25 protein-coding genes and 1 pseudogene are annotated in these 24925 nt (G+C 66.0%); 11 read left to right on the plus strand and 15 right to left on the minus strand.

Going from position 1 to position 24925, the window contains the following annotated elements; all coding sequences use genetic code 11:
* Positions 1–137: 137 nt before the first annotated feature.
* Positions 138–662 (minus strand): cupin domain-containing protein, encoded by a 525-nt coding sequence (locus tag ACTHQX_RS14070; protein WP_440157849.1) that lies wholly within the window; start codon positions 660–662, stop codon positions 138–140.
* Between the two features lie 478 nt (positions 663–1140).
* Between ACTHQX_RS14070 and ACTHQX_RS14075 the strand changes: the two genes are divergently transcribed.
* Positions 1141–1290 (plus strand): hypothetical protein, encoded by a 150-nt coding sequence (locus ACTHQX_RS14075; RefSeq protein ID WP_236805289.1) that lies wholly within the window; start codon positions 1141–1143, stop codon positions 1288–1290.
* A 608-nt stretch (positions 1291–1898) separates the two neighbouring features.
* Complete coding sequence (locus ACTHQX_RS14080; protein WP_111902233.1) at positions 1899–2075, plus strand: CsbD family protein; 177 nt, start codon at positions 1899–1901, stop codon at positions 2073–2075.
* Positions 2076–2211: 136 nt separating this feature from the next.
* On the opposite strand, the gene ACTHQX_RS14085 is transcribed toward ACTHQX_RS14080, so the two are convergent.
* The 4 genes and pseudogenes from ACTHQX_RS14085 to ACTHQX_RS14100 form a co-directional block, all read right to left on the minus strand.
* Entirely contained in the window at positions 2212–2508 is a 297-nt protein-coding gene (locus tag ACTHQX_RS14085) for a hypothetical protein (RefSeq protein ID WP_236805288.1), read from the minus strand.
* 140 nt (positions 2509–2648) lie between these two features.
* Positions 2649–2764, minus strand: a pseudogene (locus ACTHQX_RS14090) (threonine aldolase); the annotation flags it as partial.
* A 64-nt stretch (positions 2765–2828) separates the two neighbouring features.
* On the minus strand, positions 2829–3587 hold the full coding sequence (locus tag ACTHQX_RS14095; RefSeq protein ID WP_236805287.1) for an SDR family NAD(P)-dependent oxidoreductase: 759 nt from the start codon (positions 3585–3587) through the stop codon (positions 2829–2831).
* Positions 3584–4987 carry a DUF6421 family protein gene (locus ACTHQX_RS14100; RefSeq protein WP_440157850.1) on the minus strand — a complete coding sequence of 468 codons (1404 nt, stop codon included), beginning with the start codon at positions 4985–4987 and terminating at the stop codon, positions 3584–3586. The genes ACTHQX_RS14095 and ACTHQX_RS14100 overlap by 4 nt, the downstream gene beginning before the upstream one ends.
* 255 nt (positions 4988–5242) lie before the next feature.
* Here ACTHQX_RS14100 and ACTHQX_RS14105 point away from each other — a divergent pair, with 255 nt between their 5' ends.
* Positions 5243–6814 carry an amino acid permease gene (locus tag ACTHQX_RS14105; RefSeq protein WP_440157851.1) on the plus strand — a complete coding sequence of 524 codons (1572 nt, stop codon included), beginning with the start codon at positions 5243–5245 and terminating at the stop codon, positions 6812–6814.
* Positions 6815–6944: 130 nt separating this feature from the next.
* Here ACTHQX_RS14105 and ACTHQX_RS14110 read toward each other — a convergent pair whose 3' ends face one another.
* The gene (locus ACTHQX_RS14110; RefSeq protein ID WP_104137503.1) at positions 6945–7094 is read right to left on the minus strand and encodes a lmo0937 family membrane protein; all 150 of its coding nucleotides are present in this window, start codon (positions 7092–7094) and stop codon (positions 6945–6947) included.
* Positions 7095–7313: 219 nt separating this feature from the next.
* Positions 7314–8240 carry a LysR family transcriptional regulator gene (locus ACTHQX_RS14115; RefSeq protein WP_440157852.1) on the minus strand — a complete coding sequence of 309 codons (927 nt, stop codon included), beginning with the start codon at positions 8238–8240 and terminating at the stop codon, positions 7314–7316.
* Between the two features lie 261 nt (positions 8241–8501).
* Here ACTHQX_RS14115 and ACTHQX_RS14120 point away from each other — a divergent pair, with 261 nt between their 5' ends.
* Positions 8502–8843 (plus strand): CBU_0592 family membrane protein, encoded by a 342-nt coding sequence (locus ACTHQX_RS14120; protein ID WP_236805284.1) that lies wholly within the window; start codon positions 8502–8504, stop codon positions 8841–8843.
* A gap of 89 nt (positions 8844–8932) precedes the next feature.
* The gene (locus ACTHQX_RS14125) at positions 8933–9283 is read left to right on the plus strand and encodes a hypothetical protein (protein WP_440157853.1); all 351 of its coding nucleotides are present in this window, start codon (positions 8933–8935) and stop codon (positions 9281–9283) included.
* A 25-nt stretch (positions 9284–9308) separates the two neighbouring features.
* On the opposite strand, the gene ACTHQX_RS14130 is transcribed toward ACTHQX_RS14125, so the two are convergent.
* Positions 9309–10739: an MFS transporter gene (locus tag ACTHQX_RS14130; RefSeq protein ID WP_440157854.1), complete on the minus strand. Its 1431-nt coding sequence runs from the start codon at positions 10737–10739 to the stop codon at positions 9309–9311.
* A gap of 217 nt (positions 10740–10956) precedes the next feature.
* Between ACTHQX_RS14130 and ACTHQX_RS14135 the strand changes: the two genes are divergently transcribed.
* From ACTHQX_RS14135 to ACTHQX_RS14145, 3 genes are read left to right on the plus strand one after another with little or no spacing between them, the layout of a single operon-like run.
* Entirely contained in the window at positions 10957–11979 is a 1023-nt protein-coding gene (locus ACTHQX_RS14135) for a 3-oxoacyl-ACP synthase III (protein ID WP_236805281.1), read from the plus strand.
* Positions 11973–14642 (plus strand): alpha/beta fold hydrolase, encoded by a 2670-nt coding sequence (locus ACTHQX_RS14140; protein WP_440157855.1) that lies wholly within the window; start codon positions 11973–11975, stop codon positions 14640–14642. Before ACTHQX_RS14135 ends, ACTHQX_RS14140 begins: the two co-directional genes overlap by 7 nt.
* Positions 14639–15667, plus strand: coding sequence for an NAD-dependent epimerase/dehydratase family protein (locus ACTHQX_RS14145; protein ID WP_440157856.1), 1029 nt, complete (start codon positions 14639–14641; stop codon positions 15665–15667). Before ACTHQX_RS14140 ends, ACTHQX_RS14145 begins: the two co-directional genes overlap by 4 nt.
* Here ACTHQX_RS14145 and ACTHQX_RS14150 read toward each other — a convergent pair.
* Entirely contained in the window at positions 15616–16284 is a 669-nt protein-coding gene (locus ACTHQX_RS14150) for a TetR/AcrR family transcriptional regulator (protein ID WP_236805278.1), read from the minus strand. The genes ACTHQX_RS14145 and ACTHQX_RS14150 overlap by 52 nt on opposite strands.
* 101 nt (positions 16285–16385) lie before the next feature.
* Here ACTHQX_RS14150 and ACTHQX_RS14155 point away from each other — a divergent pair, with 101 nt between their 5' ends.
* A complete protein-coding gene (locus ACTHQX_RS14155) occupies positions 16386–17393 on the plus strand; it encodes an NAD(P)-dependent alcohol dehydrogenase (protein WP_236805277.1) in 1008 nt (335 codons plus the stop codon).
* 100 nt (positions 17394–17493) lie between these two features.
* Here the strand turns inward: ACTHQX_RS14155 and ACTHQX_RS14160 are convergent, their stop codons facing one another.
* The 5 genes from ACTHQX_RS14160 to ACTHQX_RS14180 all read right to left on the minus strand — a co-directional run bounded on the left by ACTHQX_RS14160 (position 17494) and on the right by ACTHQX_RS14180 (position 20890).
* Positions 17494–17856 (minus strand): hypothetical protein, encoded by a 363-nt coding sequence (locus tag ACTHQX_RS14160; RefSeq protein WP_236805276.1) that lies wholly within the window; start codon positions 17854–17856, stop codon positions 17494–17496.
* Positions 17857–17903: 47 nt separating this feature from the next.
* Positions 17904–18134, minus strand: a complete 231-nt coding sequence (locus ACTHQX_RS14165; protein WP_440157857.1) for a hypothetical protein — start codon at positions 18132–18134, stop codon at positions 17904–17906.
* A gap of 25 nt (positions 18135–18159) precedes the next feature.
* Positions 18160–19182 (minus strand): hypothetical protein, encoded by a 1023-nt coding sequence (locus ACTHQX_RS14170; protein ID WP_440157858.1) that lies wholly within the window; start codon positions 19180–19182, stop codon positions 18160–18162.
* Between the two features lie 316 nt (positions 19183–19498).
* Complete coding sequence (locus ACTHQX_RS14175) at positions 19499–20206, minus strand: SCO1664 family protein (protein WP_440157859.1); 708 nt, start codon at positions 20204–20206, stop codon at positions 19499–19501.
* A gap of 18 nt (positions 20207–20224) precedes the next feature.
* Positions 20225–20890 (minus strand): MSMEG_4193 family putative phosphomutase, encoded by a 666-nt coding sequence (locus ACTHQX_RS14180; protein ID WP_440157860.1) that lies wholly within the window; start codon positions 20888–20890, stop codon positions 20225–20227.
* Between the two features lie 135 nt (positions 20891–21025).
* Between ACTHQX_RS14180 and ACTHQX_RS14185 the strand changes: the two genes are divergently transcribed.
* Together ACTHQX_RS14185 and ACTHQX_RS14190 are read left to right on the plus strand one after the other, a co-directional pair.
* Entirely contained in the window at positions 21026–22426 is a 1401-nt protein-coding gene (locus ACTHQX_RS14185) for a sigma 54-interacting transcriptional regulator (protein ID WP_440157861.1), read from the plus strand.
* A 60-nt stretch (positions 22427–22486) separates the two neighbouring features.
* The gene (locus ACTHQX_RS14190) at positions 22487–24493 is read left to right on the plus strand and encodes a vWA domain-containing protein (protein WP_440157862.1); all 2007 of its coding nucleotides are present in this window, start codon (positions 22487–22489) and stop codon (positions 24491–24493) included.
* A 1-nt stretch (position 24494) separates the two neighbouring features.
* Here ACTHQX_RS14190 and ACTHQX_RS14195 read toward each other — a convergent pair whose 3' ends face one another.
* Complete coding sequence (locus ACTHQX_RS14195; protein ID WP_440157863.1) at positions 24495–24884, minus strand: hypothetical protein; 390 nt, start codon at positions 24882–24884, stop codon at positions 24495–24497.
* Between the last annotated feature and the right edge of the window lie 41 nt (positions 24885–24925).

Raw genomic sequence — 24925 nt, forward strand, 5'->3', positions numbered from 1 at the left:
GTACCGCCGGGTGAAAGTAGGTGAAACTTTCCCCACCTTTAGGCATGGCCACTCGCTCCAAGCAAGGGGGGGCAGGTGGTTTCTGCGTCGCTGCCGATTCAGGCGTGCGTCGGCGGTCTGGACGGCCAAGCCCCTTTCTACGTGGGTGCTTCGCCGTCCATTTCCAAGGGCCGGATCAAACCGAAGCGATTGATGAGCTTGGGCAGGGATTCGAAGTCCATGCGCAGCCCGTACTTTGCGTTGGCTGCTGCCATGCCTTCGAGATCCGGTGCAGCGTCGTCGGGGAAGAACGGTCCAATCTCTTGGAAGTATTCTTCGAAACCAGCAGGTGAAATTACCTCCAGAACCTGGGCCGGTTCGTCACCGGCGTTCCAGAAGGTATGCCACTGGCCCCTGGGCTTTCGGACGAGTTGGCCTGGGCCTGCGTGAAAGACTTCCTCGCCCAGGAGGAACCCAATACGACCCTTCATGACCACGGTGAACTCGTCTTCGCGGCTGTGCATATGGAGCGGTGCTGCGAGCTCCTTCGGTGCGAGCAAATGTTCGACCACGGCGAAGCCTCCTGACGTTGCTCCTGCTGCGAGTATCGTCCGGGCAGTCATGGCGTCACCGAAACGGACCAACGGGCCGGCGTCGGCGGGTCCGAAGTTGTGTGCGTTCATGGGAACATGGTCCGCTTGCCCACGCATGCCAAACAACCCTTGACAGGTGGAGCGGGTGGAGGCGGCAGGCAAGGCCCCCCTTGCCAGTCTGCAGCATGCGAGGAACAGCCCCTTTTGAATGCACTCCCCAGCTCAAGTCCGAACGCCGATAGCGGGCCTTTCGTCAGCCTGAACAGGGACCGGGGCCGCCCGCAGCCCCGGCATCTGGGATTCCGAATGGTTGCGGGTGCCTGAAGGGATGGGCTGAGGGGGTGTTGCCGATGGCGTGCAGGGATCCGAATTGGCCGATGGCTCAAACTTGGAGCCACTCGGAAAGGCCAAAGCCACCTTGGTGCCGCTCCTTCCTGTCGGGCCCGACCTAAACAACGGGTGTTTACAGGGGTTATCTCCACGAAATTCCCAGATTCGCCCAGCACCATGGGTGCTACATCGACTACTGACCCGGAGTAGCCCAAGACGGAAAGTTGAGGGAATAGCCATGGTTGAAAACCCAGAGCGACATCCATCCAGCGTCCTGCTTTGGATCGTGATGATCCCGGTCGCGGCGGTTATGGTGGCCGCACTCATTTACTTTATTGTCACTACAGCTATCCCTGTCATAGGCGAGATATGGGAAGCAATTTTCTAGACACGACCCTGAGGCAATAGTCCCGCTTCGTCGAGTTCTCGACCAAATGGGGCCGGCAGTAGCCGGCAATCACCCGGCTAGGGATAGGCGCCTGGAGCGAGTTGGTGCCGTTCCCAGACTACGACGTCGAAATCCGGCGAGTTCGTCAGTGCGTGCTCAGCTGAAAACAATCGCCCGGGCGCTGAAGAAGGTGTCTGAACGCGCACCGGTTTCCTCCACATGAAGGAATGCTGTGGTTCCTTGCGAACGGACTCTGGGGGAGTGCGGTGCCGAGCTCAGCCCCAAGGTTGCCCAACATTTTCCCGAGGTGGCGGGCAAATACTGACAGCGTCCTAAAGGAGCCGGAAATAAGCGCCGGTCTCTCTTTCAGCACTGCCGGGTCCGGCGCATCCCCCAGCTCACCGGACCCGGCAACAAACCCACACAGCTACAAGGTTCAGAGCGCGTGGCACCTATCGCTGGCCGCGCCCTTCAGCGATGGTGCAGGCAACGTCTGGTTCCATATTTCCTGTCACCAGTACGCTCCAAAGTTTGAAACAGAATGCTAAGCATGCTTATGTTGTTCCTATGGCCGAATCGAACGGCCGCCAACCAGAGGAGGAAACACCATGGGACTAGGCGACAAGATCGAGAACGCTGCTGAGAAGGCCGGCGGCAAGGGCAAGGAAGCAGCAGGCGCCGCATCCGGCGATGAAAGCCTGCGCACCGAAGGCCAGGCCGATCAGGCCAAGGGCGATTTGAAGCAGGCCGGCGAGAAAGTCAAGGACGCCTTCAAGAAGGACTGACCCGAACGCAAGCGAAAGGGTGCACCCCGTCGGTGCACCCTTTTGTGCGTCGGCATGATCAGCCAGCTGACTTTCACTGGGTCGCAGCTCCGGCCTAGGCGCCCCAAACTTTCGAGGCAACGGCCGGTGGTTTCGATCACGAACCGGAGCGGGCGGGTTCTGAAACGCGGGCGATCTTTACCTCGAAGTCTAAGCCGGCGTCACCTCCGGCGAGCCTGTGCAGCAGATATGCCCGGAGTGCGCCATTGCTGGTCGTGTGCGGGGCAGGAAGGGCTTCGCCGCTGAACAGGGCATATGAGTCGCTGATGTGAAACACGGACAGAATGCAATCCTGGAGGTCACTAATCCGCAGGCTCATGACGGTGTCGCGGAAGCTGCCCTGTGCGCCGCTTTTGGGCATGGCCGTCACGGAGAATGACACCGCCTTTGCCATAAATCCGATCCTTCGAAGATTCCCCGCCCGAGATCGTTGCCTCGGGCCACCATCGAAAATGTTAGTCCCTGCGTCCGGCGAACATAAGCCTTACCCGTCAGTAAGTTGACCGGATCCAAGCGGTCCAGCCGCCCCGGCAAGACAACGGCCTCGCCGAACAGCGGCCCGTCTTGGTGCCGCCGAAGGACAGGACGTCAACGCCGACGTCGGTGGTGAATGCGCGCAAAGGAAGCCCAAGATGTGCTGCAGCGTTGGCCGGTTCGGGTCGTGCAGGCGGCCCGCCAGTACGTGCGGGCCGCCTGCTGTGGAATCGACGTTGCTTATGTCTGTGCACCCACAAGGTGACCGGTGGTGAGTGGCAAGCGCTGCCCGTTGATCTGTTCTGCCTCCAGGTCGAAGATCCGCGCTACGGCGTCGGCAAGGACGCTGACATCGGTGAATCCCGGAAATTTGCGTTCCGGCTGGGCTGCGCGCATCCGGTCATCGACCAGTGCCTTGACCACGAAGACCACGGCGGCTGAGTGCTGAGCGGAGGCGGGGCTGTCTTTTTCTCCCCGCAGTTGCCGGAATCCGTCGGCCACAGCCAGGGTCCATGCCTCGGCGGCAGACTTAACGGCAGCATAGGCGGCACCATCCGCTGTCGGCGAGGAAGCTGACTGTGCTGAAACGATGGCCAGGCGACCCGCAGGGGAGGCAGCCAGGTCATCGTAAAACGCCCGGCTGGTGTTCCTCAGGGTGGTGAGGACGCTGGTGTGCAGGAAGTCCCAGTCTTCGTCCGTCTGGCCTTTAATGCCTGCGCCACCGCGCCACCCTCCCACAAGATGGATGAGGCCATCCACGGGACCCAGATCCTGCCGAACAGACTTCGCCAAGCCTTCGACGGCTTGCAGATCTGCGAGGTTGCAGACATAACCTGTGACGTTCTCGTAGGCGCCCGAGAGCTCCTGCACCCGGTCCTCAAGAATGTCCACGGCGGCTACGCGTGCCCCTGCCTGCGAGAGGGTGCGGACCGCCGCGACGCCGGCAGCGCTTGTGGAACCGGCGACGACGACTGTGCGACCCGACAGATCCTGGCTCATGCGCGTGCCTCACCCTCGGACTTCACGGGGCTCGTACCGGTGATCCCGGCAGTTGACTCAATGACCGCGCGCATCTTCTTCTCCAGTGCCTCATAGAACATTGACAGGGGAAATTCGTCATCGAGGACCTGGTCGGTCAGTCCCCGGGGAGGGCCGTCGAGCGGAAGGGCGTCCGGCCCCTTGGCCCAAACGGAGGACGGGTTGGGCGTGAGGGTTTCCGAGACGAGCTCATAGGCGGCCAGCCAGTGTGCCGGCTTCGGCCGGTCAATCGAACGCCAGTAGAGTTCCTCGATGCGTACGCCCAGTTCGACGACGACGCCGGCGACGTCCTTCCAGTCGATGCTCAGCATTCCATCGGTCCAGTGCAGGACCCGGTGCTGGTGCATCCAGGCGAACAGCAATTGGCCGCCCACGGCGTCGTAGTTGCGGACCCTGTTCCCGGTGATCGCGAAGCGGAAAATGCGATCGAAGATCACTGCGTACTGGACCAGCTTGGCGTGCTTGCGGGCGTCATCGGAAGCCGTTTCGTCCCGCTCGATGATTACTGATTCGCGGAAGGCGGTCAGGTCACAGCGGAGCTCCTCGAGGGAGTACAGGAAGTACGGCATCCGCTGCTTGATCATGAACGGATCAAAGGGCAGGTCACCGCGCATGTGGGTCCGGTCGTGGATCAGATCCCACATCACGAAGGTCTTCTCCGTGAGGTGTTGGTCCTCGAGCAATTCCGCGGCGTCATCCGGCAGGTCCAGCGAAGTAATGTCGGCAGCAGCTTTCAGGACGCGCCGGAAACGGGCAGCTTCGCGGTCTGCGAAGATGCCTCCCCAGGTGAACGAGGGGGTGCTCCGGACGGCTACGCTCTCGGGGAAGAGCACTGCGGAGTTCGTGTCATAGCCGGGCGTGAAATCCGCGAAGCTGATGGGGACGAACAGCTTGTTGGAGTAGTTTCCTGCCTCCAGGTCAGCGACGAAGGATGGCCAAATAACCTCGATGAGGACGCCCTCAAAGTATCGGTTGGCGCTGCCGTTCTGCGTGTACATCGGGAACACCACCAGGTGCGGCAGCCCATCGATGCGCCACTGCTCAGGGTGGAAGGCCACCAATGAGTCGAGGAAATCAGGTACGGCGAAGCCCGCGGACTCCCACCGCTGGAAGTCCTGCACGAGCAGTTCGAGGTATTCCGAGTCGTGGGGAAGATGCGGACGCAGGTCCTCGATTGAGCCGGTAATGATGCTGAGATTCTGGCGGGCTAGGTCGTGGTTAGCGGGCTCCGGAACGGAACCGTCCTGCGCTTGAACCTGTTGCAGTCCAATGACGGCTGCCTTGAGAGCCTGCCATGCCGGGAGCGCCTTGAGGTCTTCTGCCCGGGTGGTCGACACTTCGGGGTTTGCGATGACAGACATGTCTTCCTTCCGTTGAGGGGTCCGGAAGAACGTAGCAATGGGTAAGCATTCTTGATGCGTTTTTTGGCGGAGCCTAAGTAACTCTTGTTCTCAGGCCGGGGCTTCTGCGGCCTGAGAACAAGACTTAGACCATTCGGCGGGCAACATTCGCTTCGCCAGCGGGCTCGTTCTCTCTTTGTGTTAGCTTGATCACCGTCCTTCCCGGCCGGGCCCGCCGGAAAGCACATCCACCGCAGCTACCTTCCCGGAGGCATCATGGGACTCAGCTCCCTCACGCAAACAACGTCCACAGAAATCAAAGACGATGAAGTGGCACAAGCCGGATACGCCCCAGCGACAAGGGCAGGCCGCGCCCCCGACGAAACCGCCAACGAACTCAAACGCGGGCTGAGCAGCCGCCACCTACAGATGATCGCCATAGGCGGTGCGATCGGTACCGGGCTGTTCGTGGCCTCGGGCGGCACCATTTCCCAGGCAGGCCCCGGTGGTGCGTTGACCGCCTACGCGCTGGTCGGGCTGATGGTATTCCTGTTGATGCAGTCACTGGGCGAAATGTCGGCCAAAATCCCGGTCGCCGGTTCCTTCCAGTTCTTTGCCACCCGTTTTGTCTCCCCGTCCTTCGGGTTCGCGATCGGCTGGAACTATTGGTTCAACTGGGCCATTACGGTGGCCGCCGAGCTGGTCGCAGCCGGAATCATCATGGACTTCTGGTTCCCGGGGGTCCCCGGCTGGGTCTGGGCCGGAATCTTTCTGCTGATGTTGGCGGGGCTCAACGCCCTCTCGGCGAAGTCCTTCGGAGAGGCGGAGTTCTGGCTCTCCCTCATCAAGGTCACCGCAGTGGTGCTCTTCCTGATCGCCGGAGTGCTGATGATCTCCGGCATCCTCGGGGGCAACTCCCCGGGACTGAGTAACTGGGAAAACCGCGATGAAGTGTTCCACGGGGGATGGGTCTCGATCATCTCGGTCTTCATGATTGCCGGGTTCTCCTTCCAGGGCACCGAGCTGGTGGGCGTGGCCGCAGGGGAAGCCAAAAACCCGCGCCGCGAAGTGCCGAAAGCTATCCGCACTGTCTTCTGGCGAATCATGCTTTTCTACATTGGTGCCATCTTTATCGTCGGCTGCCTGATCCCTTTCACCGATCCGAGCCTGCTGGCCTCCGGCGAGGCCGATGTTGCAGCATCGCCCTTCACCCTGGTCTTCTCGCGCGCCGGCATAGCCTTCGCGGCCGCCTTGATGAACGCCGTGATCCTGACCGCCATCCTGTCCGCGGGCAACTCCGGACTCTATGCCTCCACCCGGATGCTTTACGCCATGGCACACGACGGCATGGCGCCAAAGATCTTCGGCCGGACCAACGCACGTGGCGTGCCGATCCCGGCGCTGCTGGCGACCGCGGCCGTGGGACTCTTCGGGTTCCTCTCCGCGATCGTCGGTCAGGGCGCGGCTTACTCCTGGCTGCTGAACATGTCAGGCCTGTGCGGCTTCATCGTCTGGGCGGGGATCGCGGTCTCCCACTACCGTTTCAGGCGGGGATTCCTGGCCCAGGGGAACAAGCTCAGCGACCTGCCGTACAAAGCCTCCCTTTTCCCCATTGGCCCGCTGCTGGCCTTCGCCCTGCTGGTCCTTGTGATCGCGGGACAGAACTACGAGGCTGTCCTTGCCGGGAGGGTGATGGAGGTGCTTTCCTCCTATATCGGGCTGCCGGTCTTCATTGCCCTATGGCTGGCTCACCGCTTCATGACCAAGTCCAAAGTGGTGCCGCTGCTCGAGATGGATCTCGCAGCACCTAAAGACCTCGAGGACGAACGAAGCGCCGGCACGCAGTAATCATGCTGCCGCGGGGCTACCCCACGCAGTGATCGGGAAAATTGATCGGGAACCAGGGAAGCCGGGCGAGAACTGCGCCCGGCTTCCTGTTACCCGCGGAGGTCAATCACGCCGGGTGATAAGTCTTGCACTACACCCGGGAGGACCTGCCGCGGACGAAGTGGAAGATCAGGACCACCACCGCTATAACCAAAAGCAGGTGAATTAAGCCGCCGCCGATGTTGCCGAGCAGGCCGAGAAGCCAGAGAACCGCGATAATGATGGCTATCCAAAGCAACATGAGAGTCTCCCTTGTTTTGTACGCGGGTGGAAACGCTAGTTCTGCGTCCCGGCCACTCTGCGTAGATAGGCGGCTGGCAGTAATGACCTGACTGCCAGAGGGACGCTGCCGGTAAGGATCATCCCCGTAACCCTCGCTCTCATGGGCCCGACTCCGCATCTACTGTGGTGCTTATCAGCCTATGCCTGGATCAGCTTGCCGGAAATAGGGCGGGACCAATCACGACGTCGAGCGCGTGTCGAAGGCCGCAGCCGATTCCCGCAGAAGGCGCGCCACGGTGTCCACAGGCAGGCTGGCTGACCGTCGCCGGTCGAACCGCCGCAGAACGATGCGCCGCGTGCCCAGCCCGGGAACGTCTAGGACGTCCACCCCGTCTTGGACGAGACCGGTCAACGCCAAGGTGGGCACGATGGCAACGCCCTCGCCCGCCGCGACGAGTGCAAGAGCGGTCAGCGTGTCCTGGTACTGATGTACGGTCTCCAACTGGGCGCCCGTTGATTCACGGAGCCGGCCGAGGACCGAAGCGTTGGCTGCTGAGGACTCGACGCCGAGCCAGGGAAGGGGCAAGCGGCCAAGGTCGATGTTCTCGGTGGTGAGGAGCGCACCCGCGGGAACCACCAGTTTCCAGGGCTCGTCCAGGAGAGGTTCCTCGATCATTCCGGCGCCCAGTGAACGCTGCCCGGCCGTCGTCGTCGAATCGAGCTCGATCACGACGGCGTCGAGGGCGCGCTGCCGGAGCAGCCGCATCAAGGCGGGGAAGTCGTCCTCAATCATCCGGATCTGTAATTGCGGGTACTGGATGCGCCACTCGGGCAGGCGCGGGATCACCACCGTGCGGACAAAGCTGGTGAAGCCGCCCACTCGCACAACCCCTGCGATGTTGGCCCCGCCTTCCATCCGCGCGCGGGCGACGCTGAGTGCGCGTTCGATCTCCTCGCCGGCCTCGGCTACGGCCAGGCCGGCGGGTGTCAAAACCGAGCCCTTGGGTGTGCGTACCACCAGGGCGTGCCCCGTCTCGTCCTCCAACTTATTGAGCTGCTGGGACACGGCCGAGGGCGAAATTCCCAGTTCGTCAGCGGCGGCGAGCACCCCGCCTGTGCGGGCAACCGCAAGAAGAACTCGCAGCCGGCGCGGATCAATATCCATGTTAAGTAGTTCTAAACCATGTCTTCAGCGGAATGCAATTGATCTAAAGACCCTTCTTCCTCATAATTGCTGTTAAAACTAGGGGTAAGGGACAGGCCGGGCGGTCCAGCGGATGACGTCCCGCCCGGACGGCTGAGCACAAACTGTTCAGCGATGCCTGATCCCGTCGGCAATGGCGCCCCTTACGAACAAAAACATATGGCCCGTCATCTGCACTCCGCCCAGCGGATGGCAGCCGGGCATCAACCCTGAAAGGACATCATGGAACTGCTGTGGGAAATCTCCGGTTGGGCAGGCGCTGTTGCGATTCTGAGTGCGTACCTGGCTGTGTCCATGGGTTGGCTGAAGGCCGGCAAGGGCTTCCAGACCGCGAATCTCCTCGGTTCGTGTGCCTTCATTGTCAACGGCGCGTTCCACGAAGCCTGGCCGTCCGTGGTCACCAATGTCGCCTGGTTCCTCATTTCCGCGGTAGCGCTTGTTCGCATGCGCTCCCAGCAGGAGCCGACGGTTGCCGCTGCTGAGCCCCAGCACGTGCAGTTTCCCGGTGTCCCGGAAACCGGCCAGATGGCCATCATTGAAGCCCCCCAGGCACGCTGCGCCTAAGCGAACGACGACGGCGGGACGTGCCGCCGCCGTCCGCTTCAGGACAATTCCCCTTATGATTTCGGTACTGCCGCTATCTAGGGAGTGATGTGCGAGATACAACGGTCCGGCGGAATTTCGCCGTATGGCAGGTCTGGCTCTGGCTGATCGGAGCCGGATTCGCTGTGCTCCTTGCCGGGATCGTCTTCGGACTGCAGCAGACCGGCCCGCTTTGTGGCAGCCCGTTGCTACCGGACAGTCGTGCCGCTGAAACCTTCGACGCGCTCCACCGCGGAGCCAAAGCAGCGGCGGACTGCTACCGCAGCATCGAGGTGGCAGCGGTTCCTACTTGGATCCTGATTGCGCTCGGCGTCGTCCTGGTCTTGGCGGGCGTCGCCGTCCGGATCGTCGCCATCAGCCGGACCGCCGCCTCGATTCAGAAAATGGGCGGGACCCGTTAGGGCAACCCCTTAAAGCGCCGTTTACTCACGCAGAGGCCTCCGGGGCGTCCGCGGCCGCCTGGGCATATGATGCCGAAACCCGGCGGTAGACCGGCGTCAGAAAGGCCGCCAATGCGGCCGCGATCATGATGATTCCAGCCACCAGGAACACCAGAGCGATGCCGCGGGAGGTGCCCTCGCCCAGGAGCGGCGCCAGCTGGGCTGCGCCCTCGGCGGACCGCGCGTACGGGATGATCCAGAACTGGGCGATCGGGGCAATGAGGAACGCGGTGACCGGCGCCGCGGCGGATTCGAAGGCCATCGCAAATCCGAACACCCGGCCCTGGCGGGGCAGGGGCACCACCTGCTGGATGACGGTCTGCTCGGCGGCCTCCACGAACGGTATCAGGACCAGGTACAGCCAGATGCCCGCGACGTACAGCCAGGCCCACTCCCGCAGCGTGAACACCGCACCGAGGAGCCCCATCACGGCCACGGCGATGAGCAGGGTGCGCAGCGGGTTGGCGCCGAGCCCGAATTTGCCGATCAGTGCGCCGCCCACGATGAACCCGGTGGAGCCGAGCGCGAAGACGGCCCCCCACACCTCCACCGAAAACATCTCCAGTCCGTACGGATCCATCAGCGCCATGTAAACGCCGCCGATGAAGTTGTTGAATGTGGAGAACAGGATGAGCGCGAACAGTCCGGCGATGGCAAGCACGGCGGCGAGTGAGCCGCGCAGATCGAATCCGCCTTGTGCATCCGTGGCGGCTGCGCGCAGTTCCTCGGGCATGCGCAGGGTGAGCAGGTGCGCGAACGCCAGGGCGGTAAGCACCAGGGCGACGACGATGGTCCACCCCATGCCCAGCAGCCCGACGGACAGCCCGGAGAGCAGGGACGTGACGATGAACATCAGCCCCTGCACCATGCCCACCAGCCCGTTGGCGTTGGCCCTCCGGTCGGGCTCGATGAGGATGGTGACCGTGGTGGACAGCGCGATGTTGCGCATGTTTTCCACTACCGCCCCGACCAGGATGATCAGCGTAAAGACCCAGAACCAGGGCTGGGACAGGTCCAGGATCAGTTCGGCGGGCGCCAGGAGGAACATGACCCCGGAAAGCGTGAACATCACCAGGGTGAAGGCGGCGGCGAAGCGCATCACCGCCAGCTTGCGGTAGCGGTCCACGAAGGTGCCGAAGCTGATGCTGGAAAGGGCGATCAACAGCATGTACGCCCCGCCGACCACCCCCGTGGCGATCACGTTGCGCGTCCCCAGGTACACCCAGAACGTCAGCGCGAACCAGAGGTAGCTGGTGGTGACGTTGGCAAGCGCGGTATTCACCAGGATCCCGGTAAAGGTGTGGGACCGCTGTGCCGGACTGCGCAAGGAGGTATCGACGGCGCCGGGATCGGTCAGCGTCGGAGCCTCGGCGTCAGTGTCAGCATCCTGGACCGGGGCGGGTTCCTGCTCGGTCATGCGTCCCAGTGTACTGACAGCTGACGGGCACGGATACGGCCCTTAAGCGGACGACGGCGGGACGTCCCGCCGTCGTCGGCCTGCCTTAAGTAAAAGGGTGCCACGGGCGGCAAATGTGGAGGATCCGGGTTTGCACCAGCATAGTTAAGTTCTTGAGCTTGCAGTTATGGGTACAGTCACCGCATGAATGCAGGACAGAAACGAACAGGGGCTTGAATTGGCAGGGAATGCAACCTTCCGGCACAGCAACACCGCGCTGCTTTCGGTGAGCAGTGTCGAGGCTCCGAAGATCGTGAGTTCCACGGATTTCGACCGGAGGCTGGCTTCGACCCTGCAGCGGCTGAAGTTCCCGCCGCGGCTGCTTGAGCGCGTTGCCGGCATAACGCACCGCCGCTGGTGGGCCGCCGGGACGTCGTTCGACGATGCTGCGGTCGAAGCTGGCGCGAAGGCCCTGGCCGAGGCCGGCGTCGAGGCGTCCGAAATCGGCCTGCTGATCAACACCTCGGTCACGCGGCGCAACCTCGAACCGTCTGTCGCGGTGAAGATCCACCACGGACTAAGCCTGCCGTCGTCGGCCATGAACTTTGACCTGGCCAACGCCTGCCTTGGATTCGTCAACGGCATGACCCTGGCGGCCAACATGATTGACTCCGGGCAGATCAAGTACGCGATGATCGTCAACGGTGAGGACGCCCAGGCCACGCAGGAGGCCACTTTGGCCCGGCTGCAGCGCCCCGAGACCACCCGCGAGGACTTCAACCGCGAGTTCGCCACCCTCACCCTGGGCTCCGGCGCCGCCGCAGCGGTGTTGGGCCCCGCGGACCAGCACCCCGGCGCGCACCGGATCGTCGGCGGCGTGGTGCGGGCCGGCACTGAGCACCATGAACTGTGCGTGGGCGGCATCGACGGCATGGCCACCGACACCAAGGGCCTGCTCGATGGCGGCCTGCAGCTCGTGGTGGACGCCTGGCACGAGGCCCAGCCCGAGTGGGACTGGGGCTCGATGGACCGCTACGTCACCCACCAGGTGAGCAATGCCTATACGAAGGCCATCATTGACGCCATCGACCTTGACCCGGACAGGGTGCCCATCACGTTCCCGCACTGGGGCAACGTGGGGCCGGCGTCCCTCCCCATGACCCTGGCCGCGGAAGCCCAAAGCCTCGAAACGGGGAACCGCGTGCTGTGCATGGGGGTCGGGTCCGGCCTGAACACCGCAATGATGGAAATCGTTTGGTAGCCGCGGGCTGGCCCGGCGTCGATTGGCCCGGCGTCGACCCCGAATGGTCGCGCGAAATTGCGGTGGCGTCCACCTCCGCCGCGGATGACCCGGGAACCGTGCGCCGCTGGCATCTGCTCGACAATGGCGCCCAGCTTTCCCGCCGCGGCCTGGCCCCCGCCGGCACCCTGCTGTGCGTGCACGGCAACCCGACGTGGTCCTACCTGTGGCGGACCCTGCTGGCCGCCGGAACCGACCCCGCGCATCCGTGGCGTGTGGTGGCGGTGGACCAGCTGGACATGGGCTACTCGGAGCGCACCGGCACCTTCCGGCGCCTGGCCGACCGGATCAATGACCTGGGCGACCTTACCGACGCACTCGGCCTGGACGGGCCGGTGGTTACGGTGGGCCACGACTGGGGCGGCGTGATCAGCCTCGGCTGGGCCCTGGCCCATCCGCAGCAGCTGGCCGGGGTGGTGCTGACCAACACCGCCGTCCACCAGCCCGCCGGCTCCCGCATCCCGCCGGCGCTGCGGCTTGCCCTGCACCCGGCCGTGCACCGCTGGGGCACCACGACGTCGGACACCTTCCTGCGCGTGACGCATGCCCTGGCCCACCCGCCGCTCGCCGCTGATGTCCGCAATGCCTTCATGGCCCCCTACCGTGGTGCCGGCCGCCGCACCGGCGTGGGGAACTTCGTCGCGGACATTCCCGCCGACACGTCCCATCCCAGCCATCCGGCGCTCACCGGCGTCGCCGAAGGGCTGCGCGACTTGAGGGTTCCGGCCCTCATGCTGTGGGGCCCGCGGGACCCGATCTTTTCCGACCGGTACCTCAAGGACCTCATCGGCCGTCTGCCGCATGCCAAGGTGCACCGCTTCGAGGGTGCCGGCCACCTGGTCGCGGAAGACCGGGACATCGCCGCTCCCGTCGTCGAGTGGCTTGCCGAGCTGGGCCGGGACGGCGGCCCCGATCGTCAACGGACAAAGGCCCCCGCCGACGCCGTCCCGCCGCTTTGGGCGCCGCTCGCCGAGCTGGCGGCAGGAGCCGCCGGCGGGGACACCGCCGTCGCGGAAATGGCCGCGGACGGCAACGTCGCCCGCTCGCTCAGCTGGCGGGAGCTGGAACAGGGCATCGCCGCCCTCGCCGCCGGCCTGACGGAAGCCGGCGTAGGGCACGGCAGCCGGGTGAGCCTGATGGTCCCGCCCGGCGTGGACCTGACCGTGGCCCTCTACGCGTGCTTGCGGCTGGGTGCCGTGGTGGTCGTGGCCGACGCGGGGCTTGGCCGCCGCGGGCTGAGCCGCGCCGTGAAGGGCGCCACCCCGGATTTCCTGATCGGCATCGACAGGGCGCTGGCGCCTGCCGCGGTGCTCGGCTGGCCGGGACGCCGCATCAGTGTCCAGGACCTGCCGGCCGCCCGCCGCCGCCTTCTCGGCGTCGAAACCTCCCTCACCGCCCTCGCCCGGCGGGGAGCGAGCGTCAGCCCGAAACGGCCGGCCCTGGCTCCTGGTCCGGATGCCGACGCCGCCGTGCTCTTCACGTCCGGCTCCACCGGTCCCGCCAAGGGTGTGCTCTACACGCACCGGCAGCTGGCCGCGATGCGGGATACGGTGGCCGAAACGTTCGGGATCCGGCCTGGTGCCAGACTGGTGGCGGGCTTCGCGCCGTTCGCCCTGCTGGGGCCCGCGCTCGGAGCGGTTTCGGTGACGCCGGCCATGGACGTCACTGCGCCCCGGACCCTGACGGCCCGCGCGCTGGCGGACGCCGCCGCGGCCATAGACGCTACCGTGGTTTTCGCCTCGCCGGCGGCCCTGCGTAACGTCCTTGCCACGCGGGCTGGCGTGAGTGGGGGAGGGCGCAGAGCTTTGGAAGGTGTCGAGTTGCTGCTGTCTGCCGGCGCGCCTATTCCCGAACCGCTCCTGGCGGAGGTGCAGCGGCTGCTGCCCCGGGCCTCGCTGCATACCCCGTACGGGATGACCGAGGCGCTGCCGGTCACCGACATCAGCCTCGAACAAATCCAGGCCGCCGATGCCGAAGCTGCCGCAGGCACCGTGGCGGGAGCAGGCAATGGCGTGTGCGTGGGGCGGCCCGTGCATGGCGCGCGCGTGGCCGTCGTCGCACTGGCGGCGGATGGCACCGCACCCGGCACCGATTTGGTGACTGAAGCAGGCGTGACCGGCGAGATCCTCGTCAGTTCCCCGCACGTCAAGGAAGCGTACGACAGGCTCTGGCTGACCCAGCGGGAGAGCAGCAGTCTGCCCGGATGGCACCGCACCGGCGACGTGGGGCACTTCGACGCCGCCGGCCGGCTCTGGGTGGAAGGACGTCTCGCGCACGTCGTGACGGCGGCCGGTTCCGTGGTCACGCCCGTGGGCGCCGAACAGGCCATCGAACGCCTCGACGACGTCGGGCTGGCCGCCGTCGTCGGGGTGGGTCCGTCCGGAACGCAGGCCGTCGTCGCCGTCGTCGAGACCGTGCCTCCCGCCCGCAAACCCGGCCCCGCTGCGCCGCAGCTTGCCGGGCGTGTCCGCGCGGCGGCACTCGCCGCGGGCGTCAGTGTCGCCGCAGTGCTCGCAGTCCCGGCACAGCCCACCGACATCCGGCACAACGCCAAGATCGACAGGACCCGTCTGTCCCGCTGGGCTTCGCGGGTGCTGGCCGGCGGCCGTCCGGGCACGCCGTGAGGGTCCTCGTCACCGGCACAAGCGGGCTGCTCGGGCGGGAAGTGGCCCGGCTGCTGGTCCGGCAAGGCCACGCCGTCGTTACATTCCAGCGCCGTCCGTCAGGGGTGGACGGCGCTGCAGACTTCTGCGGGTCCGTCACGGACGATGACGCTGTCCATCGCGCGGTTGCCGGCGCCGAGGGCGTCATCCACCTAGCCGCGAAGGTCTCCTTTACGGGCCGCACCGCGGAGTTCGACGAGGTGAACGTCGAAGGCACACGCCGTCTGCTCGGTGCTGCCCGCGATGCAGGCGTGCGGGACATGGTGTTCGTGTCCTCCCCGTCCGTGGCCAACTCCGGCGCCGCCATCGCCGGGCTGGGCGCGGAGCCCGCTGATCCGGAGCATGCGCATGGCGACTACTCCCGCACCAAGGCCGAGGCGGAGCTGCTGGCACTGGCAGCGGACGCTCCGGATTTCCGGGTCACGGCAGTGCGCCCGCACATCGTCTGGGGCCCCGGCGATACCCAGCTCGTGGAACGGGTCCTGGAACGTGCAGGCCGCGGCCGCCTGCCGCTGCTCGACGCCGGGGCGGCCCTGATCGACACCACTTACGTGGACAACGCCGCCTCGGCCATCGTCGCCGCGCTGCACCGCATGGAGCACATCCACGGCCGGTCCCTCGTCGTCAGCAACGGCGAACCCCGCCCGGTCGGCGAGCTGCTGGCGGGCATCTGTGCCGCGGGGGGCGTCTCCGCGCCGTCGTGGTCTGTGCCGGGCGGGGTGGCGCGGGCGGCGGGAGCAGCGGTGGAGAAGCTGTGGACCTGGGCCGGGCGGAAAGAGGAGCCGCCGATGACCAAGTTCCTTGCTGAGCAGCTCTCCACCGCCCACTGGTTCGACCAGCGCGAAACCCGCGAACTTCTCAACTGGGCGCCCGCCGTCTCGCTTGATGAGGGCCTCGCGAGGCTGGCCGAGCACTACGGTTCCGTCGAAGCACGCTACCCAGCCGGTGCCGGCTCCAACGCACCGAGGATCAACTCCAGCCCGTAGGCGAATTCGTTGCCGTAGTCGTAGCCGGGCTGCATGACCACCTGCATGGCGATCTCGACCATATGCGGGTAGTCACCGGTTGCGAACCGTTCCATGATGGGACCGGCCACCTCAGCCATCGGCTCATGCTTTGCTATGGGCAGTGCGGCTTCCTGGAGGGCGAACCCGTAGATGTAGCTGTCCAGCAGGGAGTAGGCCCGGGCGGTCTGTTGGACGGTAAAGCCCGCGGCGCGCAGTGTCCCCAGGGTTGCCTCGTGGTGCTTTAGGGTCGCCGGGCCTGGCGCTTTGCGGGATTCCAGCAGCCCCACCGCCCACGGATGTCGGCGCAGCGCTTCGCGCGCCGAGTGGGCCCGGCGGCGCATCTGTTCCTTCCACTCACCGCCAGCGTCCGGTGTTTCAATTTCCGTGAAGACGAGGTCCACGAGGCCGTCAAGGATCTGGTCCTTGTTGGCCACGTAGTAGTAGAGCGTCATCGGCTTGGTGCCCAGGCTCTGTGCGAGGGAGCGTATCGATAGGGCAGCGATACCGTCCCGGTCTGCCAACTCCAGAGCCTTCCGCATTACCTTCTCCCGGCTGAGCACCGGCCGGTCCCTGCCGCCCGCTACTGCGTCCTTCATTATGGGATCCTCCTAGCCCTTCCGTTTACGTACAGTGTACGATATTGTTCTCGTACAGCGTACGACAATCACCTGCAAATGAAGAAAGGAACGCTATGAAAATGCAGGAGCGCTCTCAACAACAGGGCACCAGGAACGGGGACGGCATGCGCGCTATTGTCCGGGATACCTACGGAGGGCCGGAGGTGCTGCGTCTGGACGAGGTGCCTCGCCCTGTTGTCAAAGGCGACGACGTGCTCATCCGTGTCAGGGCGGCCGGCGTCGACCGCGGAGTCTGGCACCTGATGACAGGCCTGCCTTACCTCGGCCGTCTCGCATTCGGAATCCGCAAACCGAGGAACCCGGTTCTGGGCCTTGATCTCGCAGGAACCGTAGAAGCCGTAGGTCCCGACGTCACGCGGTTCGCAGTCGGCGACGCGGTCTACGGCAGCGGCCGTGGCTCCTACGCGGAATACGCCGTTGCACCGGAGGCTCAACTGGCCGCGAAGCCCCAGGGCCTCTCCTTCGAGCAGTCCGCGGCGGTGCCGGTCTCCGCGGTCACTGCCCTCCTGGGCCTGCGCGCCGGGAAAATCAGCGAGGGGCAGAAGGTGCTGGTCACCGGAGCGTCCGGCGGCGTCGGCAGCTACGCGGTCCAGCTGGCCAAAGCCTTCGGTGCGCAGGTCACGGGAGTCTGCAGTACCGGCAAGGCCGGGTTTGTCCGTGCCCTCGGCGCCGACCACGTCATCGACTACACCCGTGAAGACTTCGCAGACGCCGGCCCGTACGACCTCATCCTGGATATCGCCGGAAACCCCCCGATCTCCCGCCTGCGCCGCGCTCTGACACCCACAGGAACGGCCGTCATCACCGGCGGTGAGGGCGGCGGCAAACTGACCGGAGGCCTGCACCGCCAACTCGGCGCCCTGGCGCTGTCCCCCTTCATCGGCCAACGGCTGACCACGTTCCTCGGCCTGGTCCGTGCCGCCGAACTTCAGGATCTTGCCCCGCTCATCGAGGCCGGCAAAGTCGCGCCAGCCCTCGACCGGACCTTTCCGCTGGCTGAGGCCAAGGACGCGATCCGCTTCCTGGAAAACGGCCAGGTGTCCGGCAAGGTAGTGCTCACCATCTAAACGGCAGAGAAGAGGCTCAGTCGCCAGCCGAAATCAGCGAGCCGCCGCTATGGGCTGCTCCTGAAAGGCCGGCATCACCGCGTCGTCCGCTAGCGTTTTGTTAGTTGGTGCCCGGCCGGTCGCCTGCTCTGCGCGGCATGGCCGACGTCCCGTGATGCGGGATCACGCCTGAGGCCAGGACGGGGACAAGGCCCGTGACCAGCGTGCCCAAGCGGGCGGCCGTGTCCGTATTCAGGCCGCTGCCAGCGAGAGTGAGGTTGTCGCCGCCGATCACCAGCACAGCGGCGTTCATTGCGGCGTCCAGCCAAGTGGCGTCGTCGGGATTGGCGATGTCGAGCTGTTCGCGGTACATCGTCGCTTCGCCGGCCCGCAGGGAGATCAGCCCCTGCGGCGTCGTCGTGATGGCGAAAACAGTCCCGGCCGGCGAGGACTGCTGGAGCATTTCGCCGTAATCGCCGCTCATGCACAGCTGAAACCCTTGGGACAGCAGTGCGGCGACCAGCGCGGAGGTCAGCTCACCGCCAGGCTCCCGGGAGGACAGCACGTCAGGCCCGGTTCCCGGCAGCTCCGGTGGCAGATCTCCGCGTCGAAGGTGAAGTATTGGGTGGCTGGAGCTAAGGCCAACCGGCAGGCCGCACAGGCGGTGGCTGTGGCCGCGGTGACGGCCACGTAAGACGTCGTATCCCGTCCCTTGAAGGCCTCAAGGCCCGCGTCCCACGCGACGTTGTTTGTGATTGGCATTCGGGTCATCCTAGTTTGCTGACGGTCAGGGCATCAGCGGCGCGGTAAGCCCGTCTGTTGAGGTCCTGGGCGCGAGCCGGCTTCCGTCGGGCACCGGGAACGGGAAGCCGAGGACTGCGAGGCGGCCGCGGACCTGGTTTTGGGCCTGGCAGTCCTGGATGCAGTCGCTGGGGGAGTTGGCCACTTCGACGGCGTCCTCACCGGTGACCATGCCCATCCGGCCGCCGCTGGCGACGTCCCAGATGGACATCGCACCGCAGTGGTTGCCGGTCTCGTTCAGGCCCAGGGTGTTGGTGAAGTCCGGGCCGCAGGCCGGTTGTGGGACCCGGTCGGCGACCTGGGCGCTGTCGCGGACGGCGAACTTGGCCGAAACGCTGTTGCCGATGTTCACCCGCGGCCTGACCTGGACGCAGAACTGGCTCGGCGGCCCGGTCTGCACGCTGGTGCAGGCGGAGCCGACGAAGTCACCGAGGCGGGCCCGGAAGTTGGCGTTGTCGAAGTAGAAGGCCTCGTTGGCGAGGCGGTGAACGATGCGGGTCCGGTTCCCGTCGCCGCGCTCGGGCTCCATCTGGAACAGTCCGCCGGTGGCGCAGTCCTTGGCCTGGATGCTCATGGACAGCCCGCCGGTGCCCGTCCGGGCGAGCGTCACTTCTTCGTCTTTGACCTCGAGGGCGATGCTGCTGGTCAGTGCGAGGCCGCGGTGGTCGGGGACCTTGCTGGCGAAGACCGGGGTATACCGGCCGCCGGTGATATCGAGTTCGTTGGGCGCGCCCGTGAAGGCGTAGTTGTGGATCGCGAAGTTCGCCGGGTCCACCTCGAACCGGACGAACTTGCCCTGGACCACGAACCGGCTACCGGGGGCCGCAACGGTTCCGTCAAATTCTCCGGCCTGCCCGAGGACCCGGAACCCGCCGCCGACGCACCCTTTCGACGATGCTGCCTGCGCCGGTCCGGCGAGACCCGTGAAGCCGGCCGCGGATGCCGCCAGTGCGACGGCCGCTGCCGCTGACCGGAATTTCCACCTTGGTTGCCGCCCCCAAGCACTCATCAGATCCTCCTTGCTGGCCGGCATCGCAGCACTCAGTCATTGAGTTTCCGTCCCGTCAACCGATGTCAGACTATGAGCTGGGCAGCACCCTCGGAACGGATGGTGACGTATACGGTACGAATCTTGGATAAACCTTGGAATTTCCCTCAACGTCTCCGCGAGAAGGGCCCCGCGGCATGCCTGAGATTCTCGAGAAGCGCCTGAATGGGAGGGGCTGGCAGTGCAGGCTCGTGCAGCGAACATGCTTGCATCTGCCCCACCCTACAACTCGCTGAGGCGTACTGGGTGGTGGGGGCGCGCGCTGAACCCGGTGCCCCTACACCAGCGGCCACGGGTACCGCATGCCGGTGCGGTCCACCGGCAGCACCGGTTCGTGCAGCAACCGCCGGACCCGCCTCTGCAGGGCGGTGACCTCCGAGCCGTCGAGGAGTTCGGCCACCTCCTCGGGCACGGACTCGGCGAGCGGGGCGATGTCGTCGAGCAGGGCCTCCGGGATGGGGTCGCCCGCGAAGTCCCAGATCACGGTCCGGAGTTTGAAGATCGCCGAAAAGCACAGCCCGTGGTCGATGCCCCACACCCGGCCGTCGTCGCCGCGCAGCACGTGTCCGCTTTTGCGGTCCGTGTTGTTGGCGACGTAGTCGAACAGGGCGATCCGCGCCAGGTCCGGGTGCGTCTCCGGGACGTCGGCGTACAGCGTGAAGTAATGCTCCCCGAAGTCGCAGTCGATGAACCACTGCAGCGACCCGACTCCCAAGGGTGCCTCCTCGCGGATCACCGTTGTCGGAACGAATTCCCAGCCAAGGGACTCGCTGAGCAGGTACGCCGCGCGTTCCCGCCGGTACAGTCCAGGCTCAAAATCGGACAGCGGCCGTTCTCCTGCCTCCGGCTTGTAGACCGCAAAGGCGGTGCCGTCCCCGCCGGAAATCTCAACGAGGAACGTCTCGTTGCTGCTGCGCGGGATGCGTCCGATCAGCTCTACCTGCCCTTCAGAAAGAAGTGTCAGCTCGCGTCCACAGCCAGCCATGTCACGGCACCATGACCTTCACGCCCGCAGCCCGCTCAACGGTTCCGACGTCGAATTCACCATATGCACGGCGGGCACCTGACCGTCCGCGTATGAAATGGCAGAGACCGACCCCGGGCTGATGACAATCCGCTGGAAGTGGTCAAGATCCGTGCCCAGGGCGTGGGCCACTGCCGCCTTGATCGGGTCGGCGTGGGAAAAACAGACGACGACGCCCCCGGCGTGCGCTGTCCCCAGCCCCTCGAGCGCCCCGACGATCCGCGCCTGCATCTCCGTGAAGCTTTCCCCGCTGGGGAAGCGGAAGGCCGAGGGGTTGTGCTGCACCGTCTGCCATTCCGGCAGACCGGACAGTTCGGCGAGTGCGACGCCGGTCCACTCACCGAAGTCGCATTCGAGCAGGCCGGGCTCCTCGTGCACCGCCAGTCCAACAGCGGCCGCCGTTGGCTCCGCCGTCTCGCAGGTGCGCTCCAGCGGTGAGGAGTACACGGCGTCGACCTCAAGGCCCGCGAGCCGTTCCGCCACCCGTTCGGCCTGGGCCCGGCCACGCTCCGAAAGATGCAGTCCCGGCGCCCGCCCGGGCAGCACCATGCCGGTTGTGGGCGTCTCCCCGTGGCGCACCAGGAGGAGGAGCGTGCTTTCCGGTTTCGACGGCGGTGATGGTGCCGACGGCGTTTCTGCAGTCATCGTGATCTAAGCGTAGCGGCAGGGGACCCCGCCCGAGCTTGCGAGGGTGGGGGCCGCGGAGCGCTAGCGTTCTGGCGGGTAGGAATCGGAGGGAATCTCTCGATTCCCCGCACAGTCGAGGACTAACGTAGAGGGGTGAGCGATCGTCCAGATATCTTCACCGTTGGCGAACTGCGTGCATCCGGCCACGTCCACAAGGACCTGCGCCACGAAATCCGCGACAACCTGATCGCGGCGCTCGCCGCCGGGCGCGATCCATGGCCCGGGCTGTACGGGTTCAGCCGGACCGTGCTGCCGCAGCTTGAGCGCGCCCTGATTGCCGGCCACGACGTCGTCCTCCTCGGCGAACGCGGGCAGGGCAAGACCCGGCTGCTCCGCACCCTGGCCGGGCTGCTGGACGAGTGGTCGCCGGTGATCGAGGACTCGGAACTCAACGAGCACCCCTACGAACCGATCACCGAGCAGTCCCGCGCCCGTGCCCTCACCGAAGGGGACCGGATGCGGGTGGCCTGGCGCTACCGCTCGGAGCGCTACGTCGAAAAACTTGCGACGCCGGACACCTCCGTCGCCGACCTCATCGGCGATGTCGACCCGATGCGCGTGGCCGAGGGCCGCCGGCTCGGCGATCCCGAGACCATCCACTACGGCCTGGTCCCGCGCTCCAACCGCGGCATCATCGCCATCAACGAGCTGCCCGACCTCGCCGAGCGGATCCAGGTGTCGATGCTCAACGTGATGGAGGAACGTGACATCCAGATCCGCGGCTACGTGCTGCGGCTTCCGCTGGACGTGCTGGTGGTCGCGTCCGCCAACCCCGAGGACTACACCAACCGCGGCCGGATTATCACGCCCCTGAAGGACCGCTTCGGCGCCGAGATCCGCACCCACTACCCGATCGAGCTGGACGACGAGGTCTCCGTCATCCGCCAGGAGGGGAAGCTGGTGGCCGACGTCCCGCCCGTCATCCTGGAGATCCTGGCCCGCTACACCCGGGCGCTGCGGCAGTCCCCGGCCATCAACCAGACCTCCGGCGTTTCCGCCCGCTTTGGCATCGCGGGCGCCGAAACTGTGGCGGCGGCGGCCCTGCGCCGGGCCAGCGTGCGAGGGGAGGACCAAGCTGTTGCCCGGATCATCGACCTGGAGACCGCCGTGGAAGTCCTCACGGGCAAGATCGAGTTTGAGTCGGGCGAGGAAGGGCGTGAACAGGGCATCCTCGACCACCTGCTGCGCACTGCCACGGCCGAAGCCGTGCGCGCGCATTTCAAGGGTATTGAGATGGGGCCGCTCGTGGCCGCGCTCGACGGCCACACCACCGTGACCACCGGGGACCAGGTCACGGCACGGGAGTTCCTCCAGAACCTCCCGTCCCTCAACGGCACCGGACACGGATCGAGTCTCTACGACAAAATCAGTGAGCGCCTGGGCGCGAAAAACGACGGGCAGCGCGCTGCGGCCGTCGAACTTGCGCTGGAAGGCCTCTACCTCGCCCGCCGGATTTCCAAGGAGTCCGACGACGAGGCAACGGTCTACGGCTAAGTCCAGTTTCTGCCCGGTACAGATTAGGGCCGGTACAGATTAGCGAGTACAGGAGGCACCATGACCCTGCACAACCGGTCCAGGTACGGCCGGTACGCCGGAGGTCCGGATCCGCTTGCCCCGCCGGTGGACCTGGCGGAGGCACTGGAGGCCATTGCCGAGGACGTCATGGAAGGCTACTCGCCCCGGCATGCCCTGCAGGAGTTCCTGCGGCGCGGCGGCCGTAACCGCGACGGGCTCGACAAGCTGGCCCGCCGCGTCCAGCAGCGGCGGAGTGAACTGCTGGGCCGGCACCGCTTGGACGGCACCCTCAACGAGGTCAGGAAGCTGCTGGACACTGCCGTGCTGGAGGAGCGCAAGCAGCTCGCCCGCGACGCCATGATGGACAACAACGACCGCGCCTTCCGCGAGATGCAGCTGCAGAACCTCCCGCAGTCCACGGCGGCCGCGGTCAACGAGCTCGCATCCTATGACTGGCAGTCGAGCAGCGCCCGGGAAGCCTACGAGCGGATCAAGGACCTGCTCGGCCGCGAAGTCCTTGACCAGCGGTTTGCCGGCATGAAGCAGGCGCTCGAGAACGCCACCGACGAGGACCGCGAGGCCGTGAGCGAGATGCTGCGCGACCTCAACGAACTGCTCGGCAAGCACCGCCGCGGCGAGGACACGGATGCCGATTTCCGGGAGTTCATGGCCAAACACGGTGACTATTTCCCGGAAAATCCGCAGTCCGTCGAGGAGCTGGTGGACGCCCTCGCCAAGCGCGCCGCGGCGGCCCAGCGGATGCTGCAATCAATGTCCCCGGAGCAGCGCGAGGAGCTGATGCGGCTGTCCGCCCAGGCGTTCGGGTCGGCCGACCTCATGGCCCAGCTCAATCAGCTCGACGACAGCCTGCGGGCCCTGCGGCCCGGTGAGGACTGGAGCGGCTCCGAGCGGTTCGGGGGCCAGGAGGGACTTGGGCTAGGTGACGGCACCGGCGTGCTGCAGGACATCGCCGAACTCGACCAGCTGTCCGAACAGCTCTCCCAGCACTACAACGGATCCACCCTCGACGACCTGGACCTGGACGCCCTGGCCCGCCAGCTCGGGCAGGACGCCGCCGTGACGGCCCGGACCCTCGCCGAGATCGAGCGGGCGATGCAGGACGGCGGCTACCTGCGCCGCGGGGCCGACGGCGACCTCCGGCTGTCGCCCCAGGCCATGCGGCGGCTCGGGAAGTCGCTGCTGCGGGACACCGCCAAGCAGCTGTCCGGCCGGCAGGGCGGCCGGGACACGCGCGTCGCCGGGGCCGCAGGCGAGCAGACCGGCTCGAGCCGGCAGTGGGAATTCGGCGATGCCGAACCGTGGGACGTCACCCGCACCATCACCAATGCCATCCGGCGCACCATGGCCGACGGCGGTGATCCGGGCCGCGGACTGCGTCTGGCGGTGGGGGACATTGAGGTGACGGAGACGGAGGCGCGCACGCAGGCCGCCGTCGTCCTCTTGGCGGACGTGTCCTTCTCGATGGCTGCCGAGGGGCGGTGGGTGCCGATGAAACGCACGGCGCTCGCCCTGCACCACCTCGTGTCCACCCGGTTCCGCGGAGACCGGCTGCAGCTGATCACATTCGGCCGCTACGCGCAGTCGATGGACATCGGCGAGCTCACGGCACTGCCGGCGTTTCGCGAGCAGGGAACCAACCTGCACCACGGCCTGCTGCTGGCCGGCCGGTTCTTCCGGCAGCACCCGTCGATGCAGCCCGTCCTCCTCGTGGTGACCGACGGCGAGCCCACCGCACACCTGCTGGGCGACGGCGAGTCGTGGTTTTGCTGGCCGCCGGACCCGGAGACCATCCGTGTCACGGTCGCCGAACTCGACCGGCTAGGGCGTGCGGGCACGCAGGCCACGTTCTTCCGGCTCGGCGACGACCCGGGCCTTGAACGTTTCGTCCGGCGGCTGGCCCGCCGGATCGACGGCCGGGTGGTCGCACCGGACACCGGGGACCTCGGCGCCGCGGTTGTGGGGGAGTACCTCCGGGCCCACTTCCGCGGCCGCTATTACGACGACGACTGGGCCGCCGGGATTTAGCTCAGGCGGCTGCCAGTACAGGTGCGGCGACCGGGAGGGCTACCAGTTTCGGCGCTGCGATCTTCGGCGCTGTAAGTTTTGGCGCTGTAAGTTTCGGCGCTACCAGTTTCGGTGCCAGGATGCTGAACCGGTAGTCGCGCTGCAGCGGATCGACCTGCAACGGAAGGTGATGGGAGCGGGCGCAGCCGCGGAGCTCCTCCATGGCCTGGGGTTCCACCTCGGCCAAGGTCATATCGAGTTCCAGTGCCAGTCCCGGGACCAACGCGTCGGCGCGCTTCATCACGCTGTACAGGCCCTGGATGCTTTGGATAGTCACGTGACCCTGAGTCTTGACCTGGGCCTTGGCGCCGTCGAGGTCAACGCTGACCAGCACCCGCAGCTTCTCGTTCACTAATTTTCTCCCCAATTTAGAAAGGGCCACCACGCTGTGGC

Source organism: Arthrobacter sp. SAFR-023 (assembly GCF_051965295.1).
Taxonomy (GTDB): domain Bacteria; phylum Actinomycetota; class Actinomycetes; order Actinomycetales; family Micrococcaceae; genus Arthrobacter.

Coding starts and splice junctions, on each gene's coding strand:
- ACTHQX_RS14160 (WP_236805276.1), bottom strand. CDS start 17,856: ATGAGCGGCGATTACGGCGAAATGCTCCAGCAGTCCTCGCCGGCCGGG.
- ACTHQX_RS14130 (WP_440157854.1), bottom strand. CDS start 10,739: ATGACCGAGCAGGAACCCGCCCCGGTCCAGGATGCTGACACTGACGCC.
- ACTHQX_RS14175 (WP_440157859.1), bottom strand. CDS start 20,206: ATGGCTGGCTGTGGACGCGAGCTGACACTTCTTTCTGAAGGGCAGGTA.
- ACTHQX_RS14095 (WP_236805287.1), bottom strand. CDS start 3,587: ATGAGCCAGGATCTGTCGGGTCGCACAGTCGTCGTCGCCGGTTCCACA.
- ACTHQX_RS14165 (WP_440157857.1), bottom strand. CDS start 18,134: ATGCCAATCACAAACAACGTCGCGTGGGACGCGGGCCTTGAGGCCTTC.
- ACTHQX_RS14155 (WP_236805277.1), top strand. CDS start 16,386: ATGCAGGAGCGCTCTCAACAACAGGGCACCAGGAACGGGGACGGCATG.
- ACTHQX_RS14085 (WP_236805288.1), bottom strand. CDS start 2,508: ATGGCAAAGGCGGTGTCATTCTCCGTGACGGCCATGCCCAAAAGCGGC.
- ACTHQX_RS14180 (WP_440157860.1), bottom strand. CDS start 20,890: ATGACTGCAGAAACGCCGTCGGCACCATCACCGCCGTCGAAACCGGAA.
- ACTHQX_RS14100 (WP_440157850.1), bottom strand. CDS start 4,987: ATGTCTGTCATCGCAAACCCCGAAGTGTCGACCACCCGGGCAGAAGAC.
- ACTHQX_RS14115 (WP_440157852.1), bottom strand. CDS start 8,240: ATGGATATTGATCCGCGCCGGCTGCGAGTTCTTCTTGCGGTTGCCCGC.
- ACTHQX_RS14075 (WP_236805289.1), top strand. CDS start 1,141: ATGGTTGAAAACCCAGAGCGACATCCATCCAGCGTCCTGCTTTGGATC.
- ACTHQX_RS14120 (WP_236805284.1), top strand. CDS start 8,502: ATGGAACTGCTGTGGGAAATCTCCGGTTGGGCAGGCGCTGTTGCGATT.
- ACTHQX_RS14150 (WP_236805278.1), bottom strand. CDS start 16,284: ATGAAGGACGCAGTAGCGGGCGGCAGGGACCGGCCGGTGCTCAGCCGG.
- ACTHQX_RS14070 (WP_440157849.1), bottom strand. CDS start 662: ATGAACGCACACAACTTCGGACCCGCCGACGCCGGCCCGTTGGTCCGT.
- ACTHQX_RS14080 (WP_111902233.1), top strand. CDS start 1,899: ATGGGACTAGGCGACAAGATCGAGAACGCTGCTGAGAAGGCCGGCGGC.
- ACTHQX_RS14190 (WP_440157862.1), top strand. CDS start 22,487: ATGACCCTGCACAACCGGTCCAGGTACGGCCGGTACGCCGGAGGTCCG.
- ACTHQX_RS14170 (WP_440157858.1), bottom strand. CDS start 19,182: ATGAGTGCTTGGGGGCGGCAACCAAGGTGGAAATTCCGGTCAGCGGCA.
- ACTHQX_RS14110 (WP_104137503.1), bottom strand. CDS start 7,094: ATGTTGCTTTGGATAGCCATCATTATCGCGGTTCTCTGGCTTCTCGGC.
- ACTHQX_RS14105 (WP_440157851.1), top strand. CDS start 5,243: ATGGGACTCAGCTCCCTCACGCAAACAACGTCCACAGAAATCAAAGAC.